The following is a 22896-nucleotide window of genomic DNA, read 5'->3' as shown; positions in this document are numbered from 1 at the left end:
ACCCAAGAACAGTTCAAAGAGGTTTTCGCCAGCCGTTACCTGAACGAAAGGGCTGGCTACTGAGGGTGCTTCAAGGCGTCTGGTTTTTGTCCGGAGCAGTCAGGCCGGCCTGGATGCGCTGGTAGATCTCCTCGCGATGCACGGCAACATCCTTGGGCGCGTTGATGCCGATTCGTACTTGCTGGCCGCTGACGCCGAGGATGGTGATCGTAATGTCATCACCGATGTTTATGCTTTCACCGACTTTGCGGGTGAGTATAAGCATGGACTTCTCCTTGATTGCTTTTAGGACACATGTTTCAAACAGGGCAGGTGTCGGATGTGTGTAGCTTACTGCTAAGCGCTTCCCTGTGACTGCCTCTTTTAGGACGCATAGAGGCGACATTAATTCCCATGGCGGCATCATACAGGTCTGGGATACATCATTCGCATTGTTTAAGCCAACGTTTATGACGGCCAGAATAGACAGTGAATGATAAAGTCGCCTCTTTATCCTTAAAGGAGCAGGGCAGTGCGTAAAGTAGCGATGGCAATTGCGGTGTTGGCGTTGGCCGGCTGCGGTGAGGGTAAACCTGTCGACGCCCCCAAGGCCAAGCCCGCCGTTACCGAAAGTCAGCCACAGACCGGCGCGATTGCTGCTCAGGAGTGGGACCTGCGAGTCGGTCCGCCTGACCACAAACTCCAGGCGATCACCGACCTGACCGCCTGGTTGCTCGAACATGGTTTCAATTTTTATATCGTGAAAGTCGACGGCAAGGACGACGTGCTGCTGGGGCCGTTTGCAACCAGGGCCGAAGCTGAGGCAAAGCAGACGCTGCTTAACGAAAAGATGGCCCGTGCCAAGAAAACCGACACGGTGTCCGAGATCATCGAGCACCAGCCCGCGCAGTAACGGGCCGCTTGGGCGGCAGTGCCGCCCCTGTTCAACCGCAGGCTTTCAGATTGACCGGGCCGACAAACTCATTGCCACGCCCCATCACGCACGCCACCGTCTGGTTACGCTGGCGTTCCCAGGTTTGTACCGGGTAGGTCTTGTTCCAGGCTTCGTACAACTGGCGATCCTGTTTCGACAAGCGCAAGCCGTATTGTTTGCTCATGTAGAAGTAGGTGCGCGCGATCATCCCGCGAACGGACGGGCGCGGCATCACCTTCTTTGCCTTGAAATCCACTTGGGTCAGGCATGAACCGTACTGCCCGTTTTGCACCGGCAGCCAGCCAAAACTGAAGTTGCTTCGGTCGCCGTTGACCTCGCCGATACTCGGTACCAAATTGTGCAGGTCTGCTTCGGCACGCTTGAACACGTCGTCATGGCGCGTGCAGTTCTTGCGCCCGCCATCCTGCCAGCACTGACGCTGGTGCCCAATCTGCCAGGCCGGAACAATGTGCTCCCACTCGATGCGTGCGGCGCGGCTGGCGTTTTTGCGTGGGATATAGCCGCAGGCTTTCAAGTCCACGCGGTTGCCGCTGTACTTGCAGCCGCAATAGAACTCGGTGGATTGCGGGGCGTAGAGTGTCCAGGCGACTTTCTTGGCTTCACTGAAGGTTCTGGGTGCCTGCGCATGAGCGGTAACGGCAAAAAGCAGGCAACACACAGCAATAAAACGGGCACTCATTCAATCAATCTTCCTTCGGCACAACCCAGAAAATCTGTACGCCACCGTCATCTCGATAGGCGAGAGTGACGTTGTCGTTCTCCGCGATTTCTTCCAGCAAACGCTGCCACTCGTCTTCCGGTTCTTCCGGCAAACGGAAGAGCAAGGCTGCCTTGGCTTTTTGCGCGTTGGTGGAATTGATGATTTTTTGCACGCGAGTTGCCAGGCGTGTGTAGGCATCAGGCGGGGTGGGCGCTGCGGAAGAGGATTTTGCCACGGAATACTCCTTGGTAAGCTGTATGTGCATACAGTATTTAACTGTGGGCAATTTCGCAACTGCTTAAAATTCAAGAAGTTCGTCTGACAACGAATTAGGGAGTTAGGTGTAGGGCGGGGAGAGAGGAATAGCGAGGTTGTTGTGGCGAGGGAGTTTGCTCCCTCGCCACCTGTACAGTCAGGAATCAATATTCCCAGAAGATTCGTTGCAGTTCTTTGCTGTCCTGGGTCTTGGTCATGGCAACCATCGCCAGAATCCGCGCTTTCTGCGGGTTCAGGTCGAGGGCAGCAACCCAGTCATACTTGTCGTCTGGCTGCTCGGCATTACGCAACACCATGCCGCCGGCATTCACGTGGGAAGAGCGAATGATCTGCACGCCTTGCTTGCGCAGTTCCACCAGCGCAGGTACCACTTTGGACGACACCGAACCATTACCGGTACCGGCGTGGATGATGGCTTTGGCACCAGCCTGGGCCAGGGCTTTGTAGGCGGTGTCGCTTACGTTGCCGTAGCCGTAGGCGATTTCCACATCGGGCAGGCTTTTGATGGTCTTGATGTCGAATTCCGAATCCATGGTGTGGCGCTTGGCAGGCAAGCGGAACCAGTAGGACTTGCCTTCGACCACCATGCCCAGCGGGCCCCAAGGGCTCTTGAAGGCTTCGGTCTTGATATTGATCATCTTGCTGACGTCGCGACCCGATTGGATCTCGTCGTTCATGGTGACCAGCACGCCTTTACCGCGCGCGTCTTTGCTGCCGGCTACAGCCACGGCGTTGTACAGGTTGAGCATGCCGTCGGCCGACATGGCGGTGCCCGGACGCATGGAGCCGACCACTACGATTGGCTTGTCGGTTTTTTCTACCAGGTTCAGGAAGTAGGCCGTCTCTTCCAGGGTGTCGGTACCGTGGGTGATCACGATGCCATCCACGTCTTTGTTGTCGGCCAGTTCGGCGACCCGGCGACCCAGTTGCAGCAGGTTTTCGTTGTTGATGCTTTCGGACGCAATTTGCATCACTTGCTCGCCACGCACATTGGCGATCTGGCTAAGCTCAGGAACACCGGCGATCAATTGCTCGATACCGACTTTGGCCGCCTGGTAAGTGGCACTGTTGGCGGCGCTGGCGCCAGCGCCGGCAATGGTCCCACCAGTGGCGAGGATCACCACGTTGGCCAGCTTGGCCTTGGATTCGACTTCTTTTGCCTGAGCGGCAACGGGGAACAGCAGCAGCAGGGCTAACGCGCCCGGAACAAAATTCTTCAGTGCAGATTTCATTATTTTTCTCTCTGGTTTTTGATGAGTGCTGTAGCAGGTTCATCTAGAGCGCCCGGGCGATTCTGAATGCCACGAGGTGCTGGGTAGGAGCAGGATCTGTACCAGGCTGATTGTGTTTGCGGATATAAAATAACTTATTGATTTATAAAGATTATTATTGGGATCCTGACAGGTGGGGCGATGCGGCTGTCCGGCTTTCCGAACAAGCTGCGCGATTGCGTTCGGTTGTCCGAAAATGATCACCAGAAAATCCTGGGTCGCCTGTTGAAGTCTGTTGTTTCAGAGGACGAAACGGTGGGGGAAATGTTTAATAACGTCCTTTCGCCGCACGGGAGGCCAGGAGCTAGAGGCCTTGCATGAAAGGGAGTGTTCTACCGTTGACAAATCTCGACAAGGTTCTCATAGTTCGACCAACGCAAACGTTTGCGAGATGTTTCACGGCGTACTTCAAGAGCGCTGTGAAGGCTCTTATCAGCCACCCGGGTGGGAGGGTTGCCGAAGCATTCTTCGGTGCAAGCGTTGCTCACAATAATCATAAGATCGGAGTGAACCCATGAAGCTGCCATTTGCTGGACGTCTTCTTGCTGTCGCTGTGCTTGCTGCCGCATCCGCCGCTTTACCCCTGTCCTCCGCATTCGCTGACACCGCCGCCAAACCCAAGGTTGGCCTGGTGATGAAGTCCCTCGCCAACGAATTCTTCGTTACCATGCAAGACGGTGCCAAGACGTACCAGAAAGACCACGCCGCCGATTTCGACATGATCACCAACGGCATCAAGAACGAAACCGATACCAGCGCGCAGATCGACATTGTCAATCAAATGATCCTTGCCAAGGTCAACGCCATCGTCATCGCGCCTGCTGACTCCAAGGCGCTGGTCACCGTGCTGAAAAAAGCCTCTGACGCCGGTATCAAGATCGTCAACATCGATAACCGCCTGGACCCGGGCGTGTTGAAAAGCAAAAATCTCGAGATTCCCTTCGTCGGCCCAGACAACCGCAAAGGCTCCAAACTGGTGGGCGACTACCTGGCCAAGCAACTGACGGCAGGCGACAAGGTCGGCATCATTGAAGGCGTACCGACCACCACCAACGCCCAGCAGCGCACCGCCGGCTACAAGGATGCGATGGACGCTGCCGGTATGAAGATCGTTTCCACCCAATCCGGCAACTGGGAAATTGACCAGGGCCAGAAAGTCGCCTCGGCCATGCTGAGCGAATACCCGGACCTCAAGGCCTTGTTGGCCGGTAACGACAACATGGCCCTGGGCGCCGTCTCCGCCGTACGTGCGGCAGGCAAGGCGGGCAAGGTAAAGGTCGTGGGTTACGACAATATCGAAGCGATCAAGCCGATGCTGGAGGACGACCGCGTCCTGGCGACTGCCGACCAGGCGGCTGCCCAGCAAGCAGTGTTCGGTATCCAGAATGCGCTCAAGCTGGTCAAGGGTGAGAAAGTCGATGCCAAAGACGGCGTGATCGAAACCCCGGTCGAACTCGTCCTCAAGAAGTAATCCTGGCGGCACCCAACAGCGCCCGCTCGCTCTGAGCGGGCGCCTGGAGATTTTCCTATGTCATCTTCCGCCCCGAACGCTGTCCTCTCGGTCAGCGGTATCGGTAAGACCTATGCCCAACCGGTTCTGTCCGGCATCACCCTTACGCTCAACCGAGGGGAGGTGCTGGCGCTGACCGGTGAGAATGGCGCAGGCAAAAGCACCTTGTCGAAGATCATCGGCGGGTTGGTCACGCCGACCACCGGGCACATGCAATTCAATGGTCAGGATTACTGTCCCGCCAGCCGTACCCAGGCTGAGGCGCTGGGCGTGCGCATGGTCATGCAGGAACTCAACCTGCTGCCGACGCTGACCGTGGCCGAAAACCTGTTCCTGGATAACCTGCCCAGCCACTGTGGCTGGATCAGCCGCAAGCAACTGCGCAAAGCGGCGATCGAGGCGATGGCCCAGGTCGGCCTGGATGCCATCGACCCGGACACGCTGGTCGGTAGCCTGGGTATCGGCCATCAGCAAATGGTCGAGATTGCCCGCAACCTGATTGGCGACTGCCACGTACTGATCCTCGACGAACCCACGGCCATGCTCACGGCCCGTGAAGTCGAGATGCTGTTTGAACAAATCACCCGCCTGCAGGCTCGGGGCGTGGCGATTATCTACATTTCGCACCGGCTGGAAGAGTTGGCCCGCGTCGCCCAACGCATTGCGGTATTGCGCGACGGCAAACTGGTCTGCGTCGAGCCGATGGCCAATTACAACAGCGAGCAACTGGTCACTTTGATGGTCGGTCGCGAGCTGGGTGAACACATCGACCTGGGGCCGCGCAGCATTGGTGGCCCGGCCCTGACCGTCAAAGGTCTGAGCCGCTCGGACAAAGTCCGCGACGTGTCCTTTGAGGTGCGTGCGGGCGAGATCTATGGCATTTCCGGCCTGATCGGCGCTGGCCGTACCGAATTGCTGCGTTTGATCTTCGGTGCTGACCTGGCCGACAGCGGCACCGTGGCCTTGGGCTCACCGGCCCAGGTGGTGAGCATTCGCTCGCCGGTGGATGCAGTGAGGCACGGCATCGCCCTGATCACGGAAGACCGCAAGGGCGAAGGCCTGCTGCTGACCCAGTCCATCAGCGCCAATATTGCTCTGGGCAACATGCCGGAGATCTCTGGCGGCGGTGTGGTAAACAGCCGCGACGAAACCGCGTTGGCCAAGCGCCAGATTGACGCCATGCGTATCCGCAGTTCCAGCCCGGCGCAATTGGTGTCGGAACTGTCCGGCGGTAACCAGCAGAAAGTGGTAATTGGCCGCTGGCTGGAGCGCGATTGCTCGGTGATGTTGTTCGACGAGCCCACGCGCGGCATCGACGTGGGTGCCAAGTTCGACATTTATGCCTTGCTCGGTGAATTGACCCGCCAGGGCAAAGCGCTGGTGGTGGTATCGAGCGACTTGCGTGAACTCATGCTCATCTGCGACCGCATCGGCGTGCTCTCTGCCGGGCGCTTGATCGAGACCTTCGAGCGCGACAGCTGGACCCAGGACGAATTGCTCGCCGCCGCCTTTGCCGGCTATCAGAAACGTGATGCGCTGCTCAACGATGCAGTGCTTAGGGATACCCCATGAAAACCACAACGACCCCCGGTAAAACTGGCGGCAACTTCTACGGCCTGGGTACCTATCTGGGGCTGGCGGGTGCCTTGCTCGCGATGATTGCGCTGTTTTCGGTGCTCAGCGACCACTTCCTGTCCTATGACACCTTCAGCACCCTGGCCAACCAGATCCCGGACCTGATGGTGCTGGCGGTGGGCATGACGTTCATCCTGATCATCGGCGGTATCGACCTGTCGGTAGGTTCGGTCCTGGCGTTGGCGGCGTCGGCCGTCAGCGTGGCGATTCTTGGATGGGGCTGGAGCGTATTGCCCGCCGCGCTGCTCGGCATGGGCTGCGCCGCGTTGGCCGGCACTATCACTGGCTCGATCACCGTGGCCTGGCGAATCCCGTCGTTTATCGTGTCCCTCGGTGTGTTGGAAATGGCTCGCGGCGTGGCGTACCAGATGACCGGTTCGCGTACGGCCTACATCGGTGATTCGTTTGCCTGGCTGTCCAACCCGATTGCATTCGGTATTTCACCGTCCTTCATCATTGCCCTGCTGGTGATCATCGTTGCGCAGCTTGTACTGACGCGTACCGTGTTTGGCCGTTACCTGATCGGTATCGGCACCAATGAGGAAGCCGTGCGGCTGGCGGGGATTAATCCAAAGCCCTACAAGATCCTGGTGTTCAGCCTGATGGGCCTGCTGGCCGGCGTGGCCGCGTTGTTCCAGATTTCGCGCCTGGAAGCCGCAGATCCGAACGCCGGCTCCGGCCTGGAGCTGCAAGTGATCGCCGCCGTGGTGATCGGCGGCACCAGTCTGATGGGCGGGCGTGGTTCGGTAATCAGTACCTTTTTTGGTGTGTTGATTATCTCGGTATTGGCCGCCGGCCTGGCACAGATCGGCGCCACCGAGCCCACCAAGCGCATCATTACTGGTGCCGTGATCGTGATTGCGGTGGTCCTCGATACGTACCGCAGCCAACGCGCCAGTCGGCGCGCCTGAGCCATGGCAACGATCAAGGATGTGGCGGCGCTTGCGGGAATTTCCTACACCACTGTGTCCCACGTGGTGAACAAGACGCGCCCAGTGAGCGAACCGGTACGGGTCAAGGTCGAAGCCGCTATCAAGCAGCTCGACTATGTGCCCAGCGCCGTCGCACGCTCGCTCAAGGCCAAGACCACGGCCACCATTGGTTTGCTGGTGCCCAATAGCCTCAACCCGTACTTTGCCGAGCTGGCGCGGGGCATCGAGGACTACTGCGAGCGCAACGGCTACTGCGTAATTTTGTGCAACTCCGACGACAACGCAGAAAAGCAGCGCAGCTATTTGCGGGTGTTGCTGGAAAAACGCATCGACGGCTTGATCGTGACTTCAGTGGGCGGCGATGACAGCGGCCTCGCCGCCGGGTTGAGCGCGGTGCGCACGCCCATGGTAATTGTCGACCGGGCGCTGGACGGCATTGATGTCGACTTGGTGCGTATCGACCATGAGGAGGGCGCTTACCTGGCGACCCGGCACTTGCTGGAACTGGGGCACCGCGACATCGCCTGCATCGGCGGCCCGGCCCATACCCGTGTCGCGCAAATGCGCCTGGCGGGATACCACCGCGCGCTCCATGAGGCAGGCGTGGAAGTACTGGCCAATCGCACGCAGGAAAGCGACTTCACCAGCACCGGCGGTTATGCTGCTGCCGTGCAATTGCTTGCGGAAAACCCGCCCAGTGCGATTTTTGCCAGTAACGACATGATCGGCTTCGGCGTGTTGCGTGCCGCAGCCGAACGCAATATCCGCGTGCCGGGCGAGCTGTCGGTGATCGGTTTCGATGACATTCAAATGGGCCGCTACGTTTACCCGGCGCTGACCACGGTCGGCCAGTCGATCCTGCAACTGGGCGAGATGGCCGCCGAGCTTTTACTGCGACGTATTGCAACACCCCAACTGCCGATCGATCAACGCATCGTGACGCCGAGCATCGTATTGCGCGAGTCGACGGCGCCCGTCGCCGGTGTATTCGCGCAATACCGCTGAACCGAATTGATGAGTACTGATGTATGCCAGCAAAAGTAGTGGTAGTAGGCAGCTTGAACATGGACCTGGTCACCCGCGCCAGCCGGCTGCCCCGCGCCGGTGAGACACTGATCGGCCAAACGTTTTCCACGGTGCCGGGCGGCAAGGGCGCCAACCAGGCCGTGGCATCGGCGCGACTGGGGGCAAGCGTGGCGATGATCGGCTGTGTTGGCTCCGACGCCTACGGCACTGAGTTGCGTGGTGCATTGCTGGTGGAAGGTATCGATTGCCAGGCCGTCAGCACCGTGGACGGTTCCAGCGGCGTGGCGTTGATCGTGGTGGATGACAGCAGCCAGAACGCGATTGTGATTGTCGCCGGCAGCAACGGCGAACTGACGCCCGCATCACTGCAGGCGTCTGATGCGGTGTTGCAGGCCGCCGATGTGATCATCTGCCAGCTTGAAGTGCCGATGGATACCGTGGCGTATGCCCTCAAGCGCGGCCGTGAGCTGGGCAAGACGGTGATCCTCAATCCGGCGCCGGCCAGCGCGCCGTTGCCTGCCGATTGGTACGCCTCGGTCGACTATCTGATTCCCAACGAAAGCGAAGCCACCGCCCTGAGCGGTATCACAGTCGATTCTCTGGACAGCGCCAAAGTGGCTGCCACACAACTCATCAAGGCCGGGGCGGGCAAAGTCATTATCACCCTCGGCGCCCAAGGCGCATTGTTTGCGAATGGCAAAGGCTTTGAGCACTTGGTCGCGCCCAGGGTCAAGGCGTTGGATACCACGGCTGCCGGCGATACCTTTGTCGGTGGTTTCGCAGCAGCCCTGGCCAGCGGTAAAAGTGAAGCCGAGGCCATCCGTTTTGGCCAGGTCGCGGCAGCATTGTCAGTCACCCGTGCCGGTGCGCAACCCTCCATTCCTACGCTGCATGACGTTCAAGGTTTTGTACCTTTATGAAAAAGACCCCTCTGCTCAATATCGCACTGTCGCGGGTGATCGCCTCCCTGGGCCATGGCGACATTCTGGTGATCGGTGATGCGGGCTTGCCGGTGCCGCCGGGCGTCGAGTTGATCGACCTGGCATTGACCAAAGGTATTCCTGATTTCATCAGCACCTTGCGTATCGTGCTCAGTGAGATGCAGGTGGAAAGCCACGTGCTGGCGGAGGAAATCCTGCTCAAGCAGCCGCCCGCTCTGTCTGAACTGAATGTGCTGAATGAGCAGGCCGCTATTGGCGAGCAACGTTTGCTCAGTCATGAAGCCTTCAAGCAACTGAGCCGCCAGGCGCGGGCCGTTGTACGCACTGGCGAATGCCAGCCTTACTGCAATATCGCGCTGGTGTCCGGCGTAACTTTCTAGAGTTCCCCAACGACAAGGAGTGTTTTATGCAACGTGGTATTCCAATCCTGAGAAATCTGTTTCGGAGTGTCCTGCTTTTGTCCGCGCTCACTGCTGCAAGCGCCCACGCGGCGGAGAAAATCGACCTGATCATCGATACCGACCCAGGTGCCGACGATGTGGTGGCTTTGCTCTTTGCCATGGCCTCCCCGGACGAATTGAACATCCGTGCCTTGACCACCGTCGCCGGCAACGTGCGCCTGGACAAGACTTCGCGCAACGCTCGCCTGGCCCGCGAGTGGGCAGGGCGCGAGGACATCCCGGTCTACGCCGGTGCGCCAGCGCCGCTGCTGCGCAAGCCGATCTATGCCGAAAACATTCATGGCAAGGAAGGCATTTCCGGCGTCACCGTGCATGAGCCTAAAAAGGGCCTCGCCGAGGGCAATGCCGTTGATTACCTGATCAAGACCTTGCGCGCCGCGAAGCCTCACAGCATCACGATTGCCATGCTTGGCCCACAGACCAACCTGGCGCTGGCATTGACCCAGGACCCGGAAATTACCCAGGGCATCAAGGAAGTCGTAGTGATGGGGGGCGCGCACTTCAATGGCGGCAATATCACGCCGGTTGCCGAGTTCAACCTGTTTGCCGACCCGATTGCGGCGGAGATTGTGCTCAAGAGTGGCGTCAAACTGACTTACCTGCCGCTGGATGTGACCCACAAGGTGCTGACCAGTGAAGCGCGTCTGAAAAAGATCGCCGACCTCAAGAACAATGCCAGCAAGGTCGTCAGCGATATTCTCAACGAATACGTCAAAGGCGATATGGAACACTACGGCATCCCCGGCGGCCCGGTGCATGACGCCACCGTTGTGGCCTACCTGCTCAAGCCTTCGCTGTTCAGTGGCCGTGAGGTCAATGTGGTGGTGGACAGTCGCGAAGGCCCGACTTTCGGCCAGACCATCGTCGATTGGTACGACGGCCTGAAACAACCGAAGAACGCGTTCTGGGTTGAGAGCGGCGACGCCCAGGGCTTTTTCGATCTATTGACCGAGCGCCTGGCGCGTCTGAAGTAAACCGCTTGCCGGTCGACGTTCGTCGGCCGGTTCTTATTCGCGCTCGGGGTTGTGTGCCCCCATGTGATCGGCCGGGTATTTCTCGAATACCTGGCCGATGAAGGCTTGTGCCGCCTGGGTGCCGAGTTCCTTGACCAGCAGGTCGATACCGATGATTGCCAGTTCCTCCGGGCTTCCGGGGCTGTAGGAGCTTTGTCCTTGTGGCCACTTGGCTTTGATGTCGGCTTGCAGCGTTACGGTGGTCATTGAAATCTCACGGGCTGAAATACGGGGCAATGCGCTGGCGCGCGGTTCTACCGGGCGCAGTTAAGCATTTTGCGCGGTGTTTGGCACTGCTACTTAGGCATGACGCGAGTGCTGTGCGACACTGTCCCTTTGTTTAATTGCCGGGGAAACCGTGTGCAAATCGATTTGAATAACCCCGATAACCTCACGCTGGCCGCCGTAAAGCAATTGATCGCCAGCGCCAGTGACGACGAACACACCCAACTGCGTGTGACCAAGGCCGGGATTGCCTACCTGTCTTCTGGCGTGGTGGCGGGCACTGACACGGAGGGCCTGCTGTTTCGCCTGGAGACCTGGGCCAAGGGCTCCGGTTACGTCGGCAATGTCGCGGCGAACGACGAGGTCTGGGTCATGCAGATTTTCAATGCCCTGCTGCAGAACTGGCCTAATCCACCGTTTGACTATATCGACATCTACTGATTGCGTTCATATCTGGTCACGATTGTCCGGGCGAACGCTGCTTGAGAGTCAGGCAGACTTGCCCAACGACGGTTTACGTCTTGAAACCAATCCGCCAGACCACTGTCGCACGATCTCTGTCCATTTTTTAATCATAGGAGGCTTCATGCCTTGGAAGCTCGCATCATTCGGTACTTTGTTGGCAGCACTCGCGTTGGCGGGTTGCAGCACCCCAGGTACCTCTGAGCCAGCCAAAGACACCGCCGTGACCGATGCCGGTCATAGCCGCTGTGAGTCAAAGGCTGCCGAGTTCACAATCGGCCAGAAAGCTTCGCCCCAGTTGCTGGAGCAGGCCCGTAGTCGCGCCGGTGCGCAGAATGCGCGGATCCTCAAGCCCAACGACATGATCACGCTTGAATACCGCTCCGACCGCTTGAATCTGAACACCGACGACAACCTGGTGATCACGCGCGTCAATTGCGGCTGATCGCTGCTTTTGCAGCGCCCATAAAAAACCCCGTCACATGGACGGGGTTTTTTTGATCGGCGCAGAAATTACTCTGGGCGAACCTGTGCAGCTTGCATACCCTTTTGGCCTTTCTCAGCCACGAAGGAAACAGTCTGGCCTTCTTTCAGGCTTTTGAAACCGTCGCTTTCGATAGCTTTGAAGTGTACGAACAGGTCGTCACCGCCACCTTGAGGAGTGATGAAGCCGAAGCCTTTTTCATCGTTGAACCATTTAACGGTGCCGGTTTGGCGATTAGACATGGTGTATCTCCAAGAAACATATATTTTCAGTAGTGCTGTGCTGCTCAGGCCAACTGGGCACACCGGGCTATCATAGTCGAAATGTTCGACTTGGGAGCCCCCCCTAGGCACTGTTTGCTAATCAATAGCGTTGCGTTTAGGCGCTGTGTTGGCTGAAAGCCCCGATTTACGGGGCTTTCGCACGAAATATCAGCTGGTAAAAAAAGCCGTAAAAGCTGCGTAATTTGTGAGAAATGGCAGTTTTCAGGCTGTTTTTACGGCTGAAAATCCGTCTGATCGCGGGGCATACTTACTTTTTCTTCACGACTTTGCAGGAAGAAATAGCCGCCACGGCTTTGTTTTTGAGCTCAGGGCTGGCGTTCTGGTTGGTCATCAGCTCCTTGATTTCGGCGGTGCTCAATTCGGCGTTGATCTTGTCGGCGCCGCATTCGCAGTGGGCTTTGGCGGTCTTGGCGTCCACGTTCTGGCTGGCGGCCGCGCTGCAATCGCTGACGAAACTGTCGCGGGCACCGGCAGGCCAGTTCGACGGGGCCGCAGCATGTGCGCCGAGGGAAAGCAGGGTCAGGGAAGCGGCTAGAGCGAGGGTAGAGGTAAAACGCATCATGAGGATGCTCCTTTGGGTCGAGGACGAACGGCGATTCTCAGTGGGTTTGAGGGCATGCGTACAGCCCAAGTTCACTTTCGCCGCTATTTTGTCTTTGCGTGAGAAGGCGTGGGCGCGATGACCGTTCATCTGTGCTAGCATCGATGCCCTGGCCATTTCCAGGCGCGCCATTTGCCGTCTTGCCAGTTTCTTTTTAGTTCACTCCAGTCACTCTGGTTCGATTATCGGTTGGCCGAAAGGCTCCTGCCGCTGTAAGGCAGGCGTTCATCACTGAACGGCCTGGTGTTGGATCTTGTACTGGCTCATCCCAACCCACGTGACCTTTGGTAGGGGTCACCACTAGGAGAGGAGGCGCCATGCCAACTATTACTCTTCCCGATGGCAGTCAACGTTCATTCGATCATGCGGTTTCCGTAGCCGAGGTCGCCGCATCCATTGGTGCCGGTCTGGCCAAGGCCACCGTAGCAGGCAAGGTCGACGGCAAACTGGTTGACGCCAGTGACCTGATCACCTCCGATGCCACCTTGCAAATCATCACGCCCAAGGATCAAGAGGGGCTGGAGATCATTCGCCACTCTTGCGCGCACCTGATTGGCCATGCGGTCAAGCAGCTGTACCCAACGGCGAAGATGGTGATCGGTCCGGTTATCGAAGAAGGCTTCTATTACGACATCGCCTACGAGCGTCCTTTCACGCCGGACGACATGGCGGCCATCGAGCAGCGCATGCACGCGCTGATCGAAAAAGATTACGACGTCATCAAGAAAGTCACGCCGCGCGCCGAAGTGATCGACGTGTTCAATGCTCGTGGCGAGGACTACAAGCTGCGTCTGGTGGAAGACATGCCGGACGAGCAGGCCATGGGCCTGTATTACCACGAAGAATACGTCGACATGTGCCGTGGCCCGCACGTGCCGAACACGCGCTTCCTCAAGTCGTTCAAGCTGACCAAGCTGTCCGGTGCCTACTGGCGCGGCGACGCCAAGAACGAGCAACTGCAACGTATCTACGGCACCGCCTGGGCTGACAAGAAGCAGCTGGCCGCCTATGTCCAGCGCATCGAAGAAGCTGAAAAACGCGACCACCGTAAGATCGGCAAGCGCCTGAACCTGTTCCACCTTCAGGAAGAAGCGCCGGGCATGGTGTTCTGGCACCCGAATGGCTGGACCCTGTACCAAGTGCTTGAGCAATACATGCGCAAGGTTCAGCGTGACAATGGTTACCTGGAGATCAAGACCCCGCAGGTCGTTGATCGCAGCCTGTGGGAGAAATCCGGGCACTGGGCCAACTACGCCGACAACATGTTCACCACCCAGTCGGAAAACCGCGATTACGCCATCAAGCCAATGAACTGCCCGTGCCACGTGCAGGTGTTCAACCAGGGCCTGAAGAGCTACCGCGAGTTGCCGATGCGCCTGGCCGAGTTCGGTGCCTGCCACCGTAACGAGCCATCGGGTGCGCTGCACGGCATCATGCGTGTACGCGGCTTCACTCAGGACGATGCTCATATCTTCTGCACCGAAGAGCAGATGCAGGCCGAATCCGCTGCGTTTATCAAGCTGACCATGGACGTCTATCGCGATTTCGGTTTCACCGACGTCGAAATGAAACTGTCCACTCGTCCGGAAAAACGCGTCGGTTCCGATGAGCTTTGGGATCGCGCCGAAGCGGCACTGGCCGCAGCACTCGACAGTGCGGGGCTTGCGTACGACCTGCAGCCGGGTGAAGGTGCGTTCTACGGTCCGAAGATCGAGTTCTCGCTGAAAGATTGCCTTGGCCGCGTCTGGCAGTGTGGTACCCTGCAGCTCGATTTTAACCTGCCGATCCGTCTGGGAGCCGAATACGTCTCCGAAGACAACAGCCGTAAACACCCGGTTATGCTGCACCGGGCGATCCTCGGCTCGTTCGAACGGTTCGTCGGGATCCTGATCGAGCACTACGAGGGTGCATTCCCCGCGTGGCTGGCGCCGACCCAGGCAGTGATCATGAATATCACTGATAAACAGGCAGATTTTGCCGCTGAAGTTGAAAAAACACTCAACGAAAGCGGATTTCGTGCCAAGTCCGACTTGAGAAATGAAAAGATCGGCTTTAAAATCCGCGAGCATACTTTGCTCAAGGTTCCCTATCTTTTGGTTATCGGAGATCGGGAAGTCGAGATGCAGACTGTCGCTGTGCGTACTCGTGAAGGTGCTGACCTGGGCTCGATGCCCGTCGCCCAGTTCGCTGAGTTCCTCGCGCAAGCGGTTTCCCGGCGTGGTCGCCCAGATTCGGAGTAATTATTATTAAGCGTGAAATGAGACAAGATAAACGAGCTGCACCGAAAGCCCCGATCAACGAGAATATCTCGGCACGCGAGGTTCGGTTAATTGGCGCTGACGGCGAGCAGATTGGCATCGTCTCGATTGATGAAGCGCTTCGTATTGCAGAAGAGTCCAAACTGGACCTGGTGGAAATCTCCGCCGATGCAATCCCACCCGTTTGCCGGGTGATGGACTACGGCAAGTCTATCTTCGAAAAGAAGAAGCAGGTTGCCGCGGCGAAGAAGAACCAGAAGCAGATTCAAGTAAAAGAAATCAAGTTTCGTCCAGGGACGGAGGAAGGGGATTACCAGGTAAAACTGCGCAACCTGGTACGTTTCCTGAGTGATGGGGACAGGGCCAAGGTATCCTTGCGATTCCGCGGCCGTGAGATGGCCCACCAGGAGCTGGGGATGGAACTCCTCAAGCGGGTTGAAGCTGACCTGCTCGAGTACGGTTCGGTCGAACAGCATCCTAAGATGGAAGGACGCCAACTGATCATGGTCATCGCCCCGAAAAAGAAGAAGTAATCAACAGGGCACGGCAGGCCTTCTGATTATGTTTATCAACTGAATGCGGAGTATCCGAACATGCCAAAGATGAAGACTAAAAGTGGTGCTGCTAAGCGGTTTCTGAAAACCGCTAACGGTATCAAGCACAAGCACGCTTTCAAGAGCCACATCCTGACCAAAATGTCGACCAAGCGTAAGCGTCAACTGCGCGGTAGCAGCTTGCTGCATCCGTCTGACGTGGCAAAAGTCGAGCGCATGCTGCGCCTTCGTTAATTTTTGGATCAAGACTAGAGGAAGTAACTCATGGCTCGTGTTAAGCGTGGCGTCATGGCCCGTAAGCGTCACAAAAAAATTCTGAAACTTGCTAAAGGCTACTACGGCGCGCGTTCACGCGTATTCCGTGTTGCCAAGCAAGCGGTAATCAAGGCAGGCCAATACGCCTACCGTGACCGTCGTCAGAAAAAACGTCAGTTCCGCGCTCTGTGGATCGCTCGTATCAACGCCGGTGCACGTGTTAACGGTCTGTCCTACAGCCGTTTCATCGCTGGCCTGAAAAAAGCGTCCATCGAAATCGACCGTAAGGTTCTGGCTGAACTGGCCGTGAACGAAAAAGCGGTGTTTGCTGCGATTGTCGAGAAAGCTAAAGCCACCTTGGCTTAAGTACCCCCGACAGTCACCCTGGGTTGCTCCTGTAGCCCAGGGTGGTAAACGTCATAAATAGGGGAAGAGCCTTCAAGCTCTTCCCCTATTTTGTATCTGGAGTCTGTACATGGAAAACCTGGACGCGCTCGTCGCTCAAGCTCTTGAGGCTGTGCAAAGCGCTGAAGATATCAATGCCCTGGAGCAAATCCGGGTTCACTACCTTGGCAAAAAGGGTGAATTGACTCAGGTGATGAAGACCCTGGGGAATTTGCCGGCTGAAGAGCGTCCGCAAGTCGGTGCGCTGATCAACGTCGCCAAGGAGCGCGTCACAGAGGTGCTCAATGCACGCAAGGCGACGATGGAGGAGGCCGATCTTGCGGCCAAACTCGCCGCCGAGTCCATTGACGTAACCTTGCCTGGCCGTGGCCAGGCCTCGGGCGGTCTGCACCCGATCACTCGGACTCTGGAACGTATCGAGCAGTTCTTCATCCATATCGGCTACGGCATTGCCGAAGGCCCAGAGGTCGAAGACGACTATCACAACTTCGAGGCGCTCAACATCCCAGGCCATCACCCGGCCCGGTCGATGCACGACACCTTCTATTTCAACGCCAACATGCTGTTGCGCACCCATACCTCGCCAGTACAGGTCCGCACCATGGAAGCGAACAAGCCGCCGATCCGCATCGTCTGCCCTGGCCGTGTGTATCGCAGCGACTCGGATATCACCCACTCGCCGATGTTCCACCAGGTCGAAGGCCTGCTGGTGGATCGCGATATCAATTTCGCCGACCTCAAAGGCACCATCGAAGAGTTCCTGCGGGTGTTCTTCGAGAAAGAACTGGCGGTGCGTTTCCGTCCATCGTTCTTCCCGTTCACCGAGCCTTCCGCTGAAGTCGACATGGAATGCGTGATGTGCAGCGGTAAAGGCTGCCGCGTCTGCAAGCAGACCGGTTGGCTGGAAGTGATGGGCTGCGGCATGGTTCACCCTAACGTGCTGCGCATGTCCGGGATCGACCCGGAAGAGTTCTCGGGCTTTGCCTTCGGCATGGGCGTTGAGCGTCTGGCCATGCTGCGTTACGGCGTGAACGACTTGCGTCTGTTCTTCGACAACGACTTGCGGTTCCTCGCGCAATTTCGCTAGTCGTAACGAATCATTAGGAGAGCAGGATGAAATTCAGTGAACAATGGCTGCGTGGCTGGGTAAGCCCGCAGGTAGATCGCGACGAGCTGGTAGCTCGTCTGTCGATGGCCGGTCTTGAGGTCGATAGCGTTACGCCGGCCGCCGGTGTTTTCAGTGGCGTGGTCGTGGGTGAGGTGCTGAGCACCGAGCAGCACCCGGACGCCGACAAGCTACGTGTGTGCCAGGTCAGCAACGGCGCGCAAACGTTCCAGGTCGTGTGCGGAGCGCCCAACGTGCGCCCGGGCCTGAAGATCCCGTTTGCCATGATCGGCGCCGAACTGCCGGGCGACTTCAAGATCAAGAAGGCCAAGCTGCGCGGCGTTGAGTCCAACGGCATGCTGTGCTCCCAGGCCGAGCTGCAGGTAGGCGAAGGTAACGATGGCTTGATGGAGCTGCCGGCCGATGCGCCAGTGGGCCAGGACATCCGCATTTACCTGGAACTGGAAGACGCCAGCATCGAGGTCGACCTGACCCCGAACCGTGGCGACTGCCTTTCCCTGGCCGGTCTGGCCCGTGAAGTGGGCGCGCTGTACAACGCCCCGGTTACCCGTCCAGTGGTGGCCACTGTGCCTGCCGTACATGATGAAGTGCGGCCGATTGAGGTGCTGGCGCCAAACGCCTGCCCGCGTTACCTGGGCCGCGTGATCCGCAACGTTGACCTGTCCAAGCCAACCCCGCTGTGGATGGTTGAACGCCTACGCCGCGCCGACGTGCGTAGCATCGACGCTGCCGTCGACATCACTAACTACGTGATGCTGGAGCTGGGCCAGCCGCTGCACGCATTCGATCTCGCCGAGATCAACGGCGGCATCCGCGTGCGCATGGCTGAAGAAGGCGAGAAGCTGGTATTGCTCGACGGTCAGGAAGTGGCTCTGCGCGCCGATACTCTGGTAATTGCTGACCATTCCCGCGCTCTGGCGATTGCCGGCGTGATGGGTGGTGAGCACAGTGGTGTGTCCGCGACCACGCGCGATATCTTCCTCGAAAGCGCGTTCTTCGATCAAATCGCTATCGCTGGCAAGGCCCGTTCCTATGGCCTGCACACCGATGCATCGCACCGTTACGAGCGTGGCGTGGACTGGCAACTGGCCCGTGAAGCCATGGAGCGCGCCACTGGCCTGCTGCTGGATATCACGGGTGGCGAAGCCGGCCCTATCACTGAGACGGTCAGCGAACAGTATCTGCCGTCGGTGGCACCGATCACCCTGCGCGCCAAGAGCGTCGAGCAAATGCTCGGCCTGGTTATCGAGCCTGCTGAGATCGAGCAGCTGTTGTCGGCCCTCGGCCTCGGTATTTCTGCAGGTGGGGAAGGGCAGTGGCAGGTTGAAGTGCCAAGCCATCGCTTCGATATCAGCTTGGAAGTCGACCTGATCGAGGAGCTGGCTCGCCTGTACGGCTACAACCGGCTGCCGGTTCGTTACCCGCAAGCTCGCCTGGCACCGCAACCCAAAGCCGAGGCGCGTGCGCACCTGCCTGAGTTGCGTCGTCTGCTGGTTGCCCGTGGTTATCAGGAGGCGGTGACCTACAGCTTCATCGACCCGAGACAGTTCGAACTGTTCAACCCTGGCGTCGAGCCGCTGCTGCTGGCCAACCCGATCTCCAACGACATGGCCGCCATGCGCTCGTCGCTGTGGCCGGGTCTGGTGAAAGCGCTTTCCCATAACTTGAACCGCCAGCAAGACCGCGTGCGCATGTTTGAAAGCGGCCTGCGTTTCGTGGGTCAGCTCGATGGCTTGAAGCAAGAACCGATGCTGGCCGGTGTGGTTTGTGGCAGCCGTTTGCCTGAAGGTTGGGCACAGGGCCGCGACGCCGTGGACTTCTTCGACGTCAAGGCTGACGTGGAAGCGGTGCTGGGCTTTGCCGGTGCCTTGGATGCGTTCACCTTCGTTCCAGGCAGCCACCCGGCGTTGCATCCGGGCCAAACCGCACGTATTGAACGTGACGGTCGCCTGGTCGGCTTCGTTGGCGCTATCCATCCAGAACTGTCGAAAACCCTCGGCCTTGACCGTCCGGTCTTCGTTTTCGAGCTGGTCCTGGCTGAAGTGGCCTCGGGCAAGATGCCTAAATTCAGCGAGCTGTCGCGCTTCCCCGAAGTGCGCCGCGACCTGGCCCTGATCGCCGACCGTGAAGTCGCCGCCACTGCTGTTCTGGATGTAATCCGTGAAAATGCAGGGGAATGGCTGACAGACCTCAGGCTATTTGACGTCTATCAGGGTAAAGGCATTGATCCGCATAGAAAAAGCCTTGCAGTTGGCTTGACCTGGCAGCATCCATCGCGCACTCTTAATGACGATGAGGTGAATACCACGACACAAAATATCCTCACCTCGCTCGAACAAAGGTTGAACGCCACGTTAAGGAAGTGACGTATGGGGGCTTTGACGAAAGCTGAGATGGCGGAACGTCTGTACGAAGAGTTGGGTCTGAACAAGCGCGAGGCCAAGGAATTGGTCGAGCTGTTTTTTGAAGAAATCAGACACGCTCTGGAAGACAACGAACAGGTCAAATTGTCCGGTTTCGGCAATTTTGACCTGCGGGACAAACGCCAGCGGCCTGGCCGCAATCCAAAAACGGGAGAAGAAATCCCGATCACGGCTCGCCGTGTGGTCACCTTTCGTCCAGGGCAGAAGTTGAAGGCCCGAGTTGAGGCTTATGCTGGAACCAAGTCATAACGACGAGCTACCCGTCATCCCAGGCAAGCGCTACTTCACCATCGGTGAAGTCAGCGAGCTCTGTGCGGTAAAACCGCACGTGCTGCGCTATTGGGAGCAGGAGTTTCCTCAACTCAACCCCGTCAAACGCACCGGGAACCGTCGGTATTATCAGCGCCAGGATGTGCTGATGATCCGACAGATCCGTGCGTTGCTGTACGACCAGGGGTTCACCATCAGCGGCGCGCGCCAGCGCATGTCCGGTGATGAAGCCAAAGACGACACCACCCAATACAAGCAAATGATCCGCCAGATGATCTCCGAACTCGAAGATGTGCTGGTGGTTTTGAAGAAGTGATACAGGCTTTTAAAATACTTCCACATTTCAAAAGCTTGCGGTATATTCCTGATCGCTTCGTTGCGAAGCAAATCCAGTAACACGCCTAGTCGGGGCGTAGCGCAGTCCGGTAGCGCACTAGCATGGGGTGCTAGGGGTCGAGTGTTCGAATCACTCCGTCCCGACCATATTATTCAATGACTTAGCCGCTTTCGAGCGGCTTTGTTGTTTTTGCCATAGTGACTTTCCGAGTGACCCTGGCGCTTTTCATCATGCTTCCCTCCTTTTCAGAATCGTCAACGCTGGTGCGCGTGAGTCGGTTGCTGATACCTTGTTTGCCGCCGCAATCAGCTGATCCAGTTCTGCCGCCGAGTAGTGACTGGTGATGCTTCCGTTCTTGTGGCCGAGCAGCGCTTTGCGATCCTCCTCAGCCACGCCAGCAGCACGCAACCTTCTCCCAAAGGTGTGCTTCAAGTCGTGAATGCGGATTCTGTCAAAGCCGTCGTGTGCCGGCCGCAAGAACTTCTCCTGCCACTTCTTTGCCGCCCGACCCCGCGCCTTCTTCCAGGCCGAGTCGTTCATGCGGTGAACCGTCGTTTCATTCCCTTCACCATCTGGCTTGCCAAATGGGAAAACGTAGAGCGGATGTTTGCCGCGCTGCTTCTCGATCACTGACTTGGCAACGTCATTCATCACCACCAAGCGCTCGTCCCGGTTCTTCACGCCAGACCTGGCACTCCTCCCCCCAAATCCAGCCGGGATCAGGAACACACTCGTTCCAAGTTCCGGTACCGCAATCTCCCAATTCCACTGAAGCTTGCAAACTTCCTGCTCCCGGCAACCTGTGTTGACCTTGAACATGGCCATGGTCTGAAGGTGTGCCGGTAGCTCGGCGAACAGGATCGATTGCTCCTCCCAGGAAAGTGGGTAGGGCTTTCGGCTATTCGTCTTCTCATCCAACAGGGAAATCATCGGCACCACGTCAAGCAATGGCCGGCGCTCTTCGTCCCGCCACTTTCGCGCACAGAGGTTCAAAACCCGGATAACCCGCTGCAGCGCGATATTCACCGTCCTGTTCGTTACCGGCTTTCCTGTCGCCGGGCTCAGCTTCAACCGCACGTAGGGCGCAAGCGCATCGTCATCGATGTGGGGCAGCGGCATATCGCCAATGAACGGGTCCAACTGCTCCATGTAGGTCGCCGAAATGTGGATGGACGCCTGAGCGAACCTATGTTGACCGTGGCCTGGCGCAGGTGGCTGGGCGTGAAGTCGGGGCCAGGCTGATTGCCGGACTTTAGCTTTCTGTAGGCGTTCCGAGTAATGCTCCGTATGATCAGAGAAAAGGGAAAGGTGCTTATGGAGCTCAGGTCACGCTTGGTTTTTTTAGATACCAATATATATGAAGGCAAAAACTTCCAGTTTCTGACCCATAGTCTTGGCGGGTTGAAAGATCTGATAGACGATGGCGAAGTCCGCTTGTTAATTACAGATGTAACAAAGGGTGAGGTTTTATCGCATATAAAGAAGAAGTCTTTAGCTGCTGTTTCCGAGCTCAAGGCAATCAAGAAGAATGCGATGATTTTGAGGAATGTTCCAGGCATTCCGGCGCATGGAATATTTTCCAAGGTTTCGGCGGATGAAATATCACGGTTGATCTCCCTGGATTTTGAAACATTCCTCGACTCCCAAAACGTTGAATATGTTTCAATTGATGATGTAAAACCAAGTTATGTGTTCGAGAGGTATTTTTCTTCACTCGCACTATTTGCTTTGGGCGAGAAAGAAAAAGAATTTGCAGATGCTTTTGTGTTGAAGGCTTTAGACGACCTTTCAGCAGGTCGAGGACACTCAGTCCAGTGACAAGGACATGCATAGGTATGCGGAAGAACATCCGCGTTTGATTTGCAGTGACTCGGTTGACGAATTCATCGATGCCGTCATTAAGAGTGTTTCCATAGAACCATCCGAGTTCGCTGCCAAGGCGCTGGAGGTTGTTCGTGGAGATTTCATGAACGTAATCCACGAGTGCATACAAGCGATTGATACTGATTTCAAAATAGGCGGCTGGGACTCGGAGTTAGAAGATGTTGATGTATACGATATCGAGCTGGTTAAGGCTAACTTGATTTCGGTCGGCGATGTAGAGTGCACCTATGATTTAGAGTTCACATTTACAGCTGATACCATTGAAGTTGAGAAGGACTACGATAGAAGTCCGTTCGATCACGAAGATGGTAATTATCCATTCGTGCTTGAGAATGTATTTGAAAGAACGTTTGACGGTGAAGCCAATCTTCAAATTAAAATCTCTTATCAAGATAAATTACTTGATGCTGTTGAGCTATGTGATTACGAGCCACCAGTAACACTGAAATTGTCAGCCCCTTATAATGAAGAGGTTAAATATCTCGATATAAACGGCGAATGAGGTTTCAATTGATCGCTGGTCTGGTTCGGTGGCGCGACCTGGCGGGGCTATCAGCCGCCGTGCCTGCTGGCGTGATTCGTTGATATGGGGTATTACGGGTGACCGGCATGGAGCCGGATCAAGGAGC

The 22896-nt window shown here is 57.3% G+C and carries 27 protein-coding genes, 1 tRNA gene and 1 pseudogene; 21 read left to right on the top strand and 8 right to left on the bottom strand.

What is annotated here, in order from left to right:
- Positions 1 to 70: 70 nt before the first annotated feature.
- Complete coding sequence (gene csrA / locus NDJ82_RS01925) at positions 71 to 265, bottom strand: carbon storage regulator CsrA (protein WP_003192511.1); 195 nt, start codon at positions 263 to 265, stop codon at positions 71 to 73.
- A 246-nt stretch (positions 266 to 511) separates the two neighbouring features.
- Here csrA and NDJ82_RS01920 point away from each other — a divergent pair, with 246 nt between their 5' ends.
- A complete protein-coding gene (locus NDJ82_RS01920) occupies positions 512 to 892 on the top strand; it encodes an SPOR domain-containing protein (protein ID WP_099586454.1) in 381 nt (126 codons plus the stop codon).
- Positions 893 to 923: 31 nt separating this feature from the next.
- On the opposite strand, the gene NDJ82_RS01915 is transcribed toward NDJ82_RS01920, so the two are convergent.
- The 3 genes from NDJ82_RS01915 to NDJ82_RS01905 all read right to left on the bottom strand — a co-directional run bounded on the left by NDJ82_RS01915 (position 924) and on the right by NDJ82_RS01905 (position 3142).
- Entirely contained in the window at positions 924 to 1613 is a 690-nt protein-coding gene (locus tag NDJ82_RS01915; protein ID WP_191959853.1) for an endonuclease, read from the bottom strand.
- A 4-nt stretch (positions 1614 to 1617) separates the two neighbouring features.
- Complete coding sequence (locus tag NDJ82_RS01910; protein ID WP_099586504.1) at positions 1618 to 1869, bottom strand: DUF1654 domain-containing protein; 252 nt, start codon at positions 1867 to 1869, stop codon at positions 1618 to 1620.
- 184 nt (positions 1870 to 2053) lie between these two features.
- The gene (locus NDJ82_RS01905) at positions 2054 to 3142 is read right to left on the bottom strand and encodes an asparaginase (RefSeq protein WP_112196238.1); all 1089 of its coding nucleotides are present in this window, start codon (positions 3140 to 3142) and stop codon (positions 2054 to 2056) included.
- A gap of 553 nt (positions 3143 to 3695) precedes the next feature.
- Between NDJ82_RS01905 and NDJ82_RS01900 the strand changes: the two genes are divergently transcribed.
- The 7 genes from NDJ82_RS01900 to NDJ82_RS01870 are packed head-to-tail and all read left to right on the top strand — an operon-like array spanning position 3696 to position 10660.
- Complete coding sequence (locus NDJ82_RS01900; RefSeq protein ID WP_250924851.1) at positions 3696 to 4652, top strand: sugar ABC transporter substrate-binding protein; 957 nt, start codon at positions 3696 to 3698, stop codon at positions 4650 to 4652.
- 57 nt (positions 4653 to 4709) lie between these two features.
- Positions 4710 to 6263, top strand: coding sequence for a sugar ABC transporter ATP-binding protein (locus NDJ82_RS01895; protein ID WP_250924850.1), 1554 nt, complete (start codon positions 4710 to 4712; stop codon positions 6261 to 6263).
- A complete protein-coding gene (locus NDJ82_RS01890; protein WP_099586508.1) occupies positions 6260 to 7237 on the top strand; it encodes an ABC transporter permease in 978 nt (325 codons plus the stop codon). The genes NDJ82_RS01895 and NDJ82_RS01890 overlap by 4 nt, the downstream gene beginning before the upstream one ends.
- Before the next feature lie 3 nt (positions 7238 to 7240).
- Entirely contained in the window at positions 7241 to 8263 is a 1023-nt protein-coding gene (locus tag NDJ82_RS01885) for a LacI family DNA-binding transcriptional regulator (RefSeq protein WP_099586509.1), read from the top strand.
- 23 nt (positions 8264 to 8286) lie between these two features.
- Complete coding sequence (gene rbsK, locus NDJ82_RS01880) at positions 8287 to 9204, top strand: ribokinase (protein WP_250924849.1); 918 nt, start codon at positions 8287 to 8289, stop codon at positions 9202 to 9204.
- Positions 9201 to 9605, top strand: coding sequence for a D-ribose pyranase (gene rbsD, locus NDJ82_RS01875; protein WP_250924848.1), 405 nt, complete (start codon positions 9201 to 9203; stop codon positions 9603 to 9605). The genes rbsK and rbsD overlap by 4 nt, the downstream gene beginning before the upstream one ends.
- A 26-nt stretch (positions 9606 to 9631) precedes the next feature.
- Positions 9632 to 10660, top strand: a complete 1029-nt coding sequence (locus tag NDJ82_RS01870) for a nucleoside hydrolase (RefSeq protein WP_158878626.1) — start codon at positions 9632 to 9634, stop codon at positions 10658 to 10660.
- 33 nt (positions 10661 to 10693) lie between these two features.
- Here NDJ82_RS01870 and NDJ82_RS01865 read toward each other — a convergent pair whose 3' ends face one another.
- Positions 10694 to 10906, bottom strand: coding sequence for a hypothetical protein (locus NDJ82_RS01865; RefSeq protein ID WP_032886978.1), 213 nt, complete (start codon positions 10904 to 10906; stop codon positions 10694 to 10696).
- A gap of 153 nt (positions 10907 to 11059) precedes the next feature.
- On the opposite strand from NDJ82_RS01865, the gene NDJ82_RS01860 reads away from it, so the two are divergent.
- Both NDJ82_RS01860 and NDJ82_RS01855 read left to right on the top strand, forming a co-directional pair.
- The gene (locus NDJ82_RS01860; RefSeq protein ID WP_099586513.1) at positions 11060 to 11365 is read left to right on the top strand and encodes a hypothetical protein; all 306 of its coding nucleotides are present in this window, start codon (positions 11060 to 11062) and stop codon (positions 11363 to 11365) included.
- A 145-nt stretch (positions 11366 to 11510) separates the two neighbouring features.
- On the top strand, positions 11511 to 11831 hold the full coding sequence (locus NDJ82_RS01855; RefSeq protein WP_099586514.1) for an I78 family peptidase inhibitor: 321 nt from the start codon (positions 11511 to 11513) through the stop codon (positions 11829 to 11831).
- 68 nt (positions 11832 to 11899) lie between these two features.
- Here NDJ82_RS01855 and NDJ82_RS01850 read toward each other — a convergent pair whose 3' ends face one another.
- Positions 11900 to 12112, bottom strand: coding sequence for a cold-shock protein (locus NDJ82_RS01850; RefSeq protein WP_003179963.1), 213 nt, complete (start codon positions 12110 to 12112; stop codon positions 11900 to 11902).
- A gap of 289 nt (positions 12113 to 12401) precedes the next feature.
- Positions 12402 to 12716, bottom strand: a complete 315-nt coding sequence (locus NDJ82_RS01845; protein ID WP_078825416.1) for a hypothetical protein — start codon at positions 12714 to 12716, stop codon at positions 12402 to 12404.
- A 356-nt stretch (positions 12717 to 13072) separates the two neighbouring features.
- On the opposite strand from NDJ82_RS01845, the gene thrS reads away from it, so the two are divergent.
- From thrS to NDJ82_RS01800, 9 genes are all read left to right on the top strand, one after another.
- On the top strand, positions 13073 to 14995 hold the full coding sequence (gene thrS, locus NDJ82_RS01840; RefSeq protein WP_158878627.1) for a threonine--tRNA ligase: 1923 nt from the start codon (positions 13073 to 13075) through the stop codon (positions 14993 to 14995).
- A complete protein-coding gene (gene infC / locus NDJ82_RS01835; protein WP_015884933.1) occupies positions 14995 to 15546 on the top strand; it encodes a translation initiation factor IF-3 in 552 nt (183 codons plus the stop codon). Before thrS ends, infC begins: the two co-directional genes overlap by 1 nt.
- Before the next feature lie 60 nt (positions 15547 to 15606).
- On the top strand, positions 15607 to 15801 hold the full coding sequence (gene rpmI / locus NDJ82_RS01830; protein WP_002553160.1) for a 50S ribosomal protein L35: 195 nt from the start codon (positions 15607 to 15609) through the stop codon (positions 15799 to 15801).
- A gap of 30 nt (positions 15802 to 15831) precedes the next feature.
- Positions 15832 to 16188, top strand: a complete 357-nt coding sequence (gene rplT, locus NDJ82_RS01825) for a 50S ribosomal protein L20 (RefSeq protein ID WP_003234252.1) — start codon at positions 15832 to 15834, stop codon at positions 16186 to 16188.
- Between the two features lie 109 nt (positions 16189 to 16297).
- Positions 16298 to 17314, top strand: a complete 1017-nt coding sequence (pheS, locus tag NDJ82_RS01820; protein WP_250924847.1) for a phenylalanine--tRNA ligase subunit alpha — start codon at positions 16298 to 16300, stop codon at positions 17312 to 17314.
- A 26-nt stretch (positions 17315 to 17340) separates the two neighbouring features.
- Entirely contained in the window at positions 17341 to 19719 is a 2379-nt protein-coding gene (pheT, locus tag NDJ82_RS01815) for a phenylalanine--tRNA ligase subunit beta (protein ID WP_112196232.1), read from the top strand.
- Between the two features lie 3 nt (positions 19720 to 19722).
- Positions 19723 to 20025, top strand: coding sequence for an integration host factor subunit alpha (ihfA, locus tag NDJ82_RS01810; RefSeq protein ID WP_002553164.1), 303 nt, complete (start codon positions 19723 to 19725; stop codon positions 20023 to 20025).
- A complete protein-coding gene (locus NDJ82_RS01805; RefSeq protein ID WP_003219935.1) occupies positions 20006 to 20362 on the top strand; it encodes a MerR family transcriptional regulator in 357 nt (118 codons plus the stop codon). The genes ihfA and NDJ82_RS01805 overlap by 20 nt, the downstream gene beginning before the upstream one ends.
- Before the next feature lie 90 nt (positions 20363 to 20452).
- Positions 20453 to 20529, top strand: a tRNA-Pro gene (locus NDJ82_RS01800).
- Positions 20530 to 20611: 82 nt separating this feature from the next.
- Here NDJ82_RS01800 and NDJ82_RS01795 read toward each other — a convergent pair.
- Positions 20612 to 21562: pseudogene (locus NDJ82_RS01795) on the bottom strand (tyrosine-type recombinase/integrase); the annotation flags it as partial.
- 99 nt (positions 21563 to 21661) lie between these two features.
- On the opposite strand from NDJ82_RS01795, the gene NDJ82_RS01790 reads away from it, so the two are divergent.
- Positions 21662 to 22201, top strand: a complete 540-nt coding sequence (locus NDJ82_RS01790) for a PIN domain-containing protein (RefSeq protein WP_158878629.1) — start codon at positions 21662 to 21664, stop codon at positions 22199 to 22201.
- 7 nt (positions 22202 to 22208) lie between these two features.
- Positions 22209 to 22769 (top strand): hypothetical protein, encoded by a 561-nt coding sequence (locus NDJ82_RS01785; protein WP_250924846.1) that lies wholly within the window; start codon positions 22209 to 22211, stop codon positions 22767 to 22769.
- Positions 22770 to 22896: the final 127 nt, after the last annotated feature.

The organism is Pseudomonas sp. SR18, from assembly GCF_023701505.1.
Taxonomy (GTDB): domain Bacteria; phylum Pseudomonadota; class Gammaproteobacteria; order Pseudomonadales; family Pseudomonadaceae; genus Aquipseudomonas; species Aquipseudomonas cyclaminis.
The sequence above is the reverse complement of the archived record's forward strand: the minus strand, read 5'-3'. Positions and strand labels throughout refer to the sequence as shown.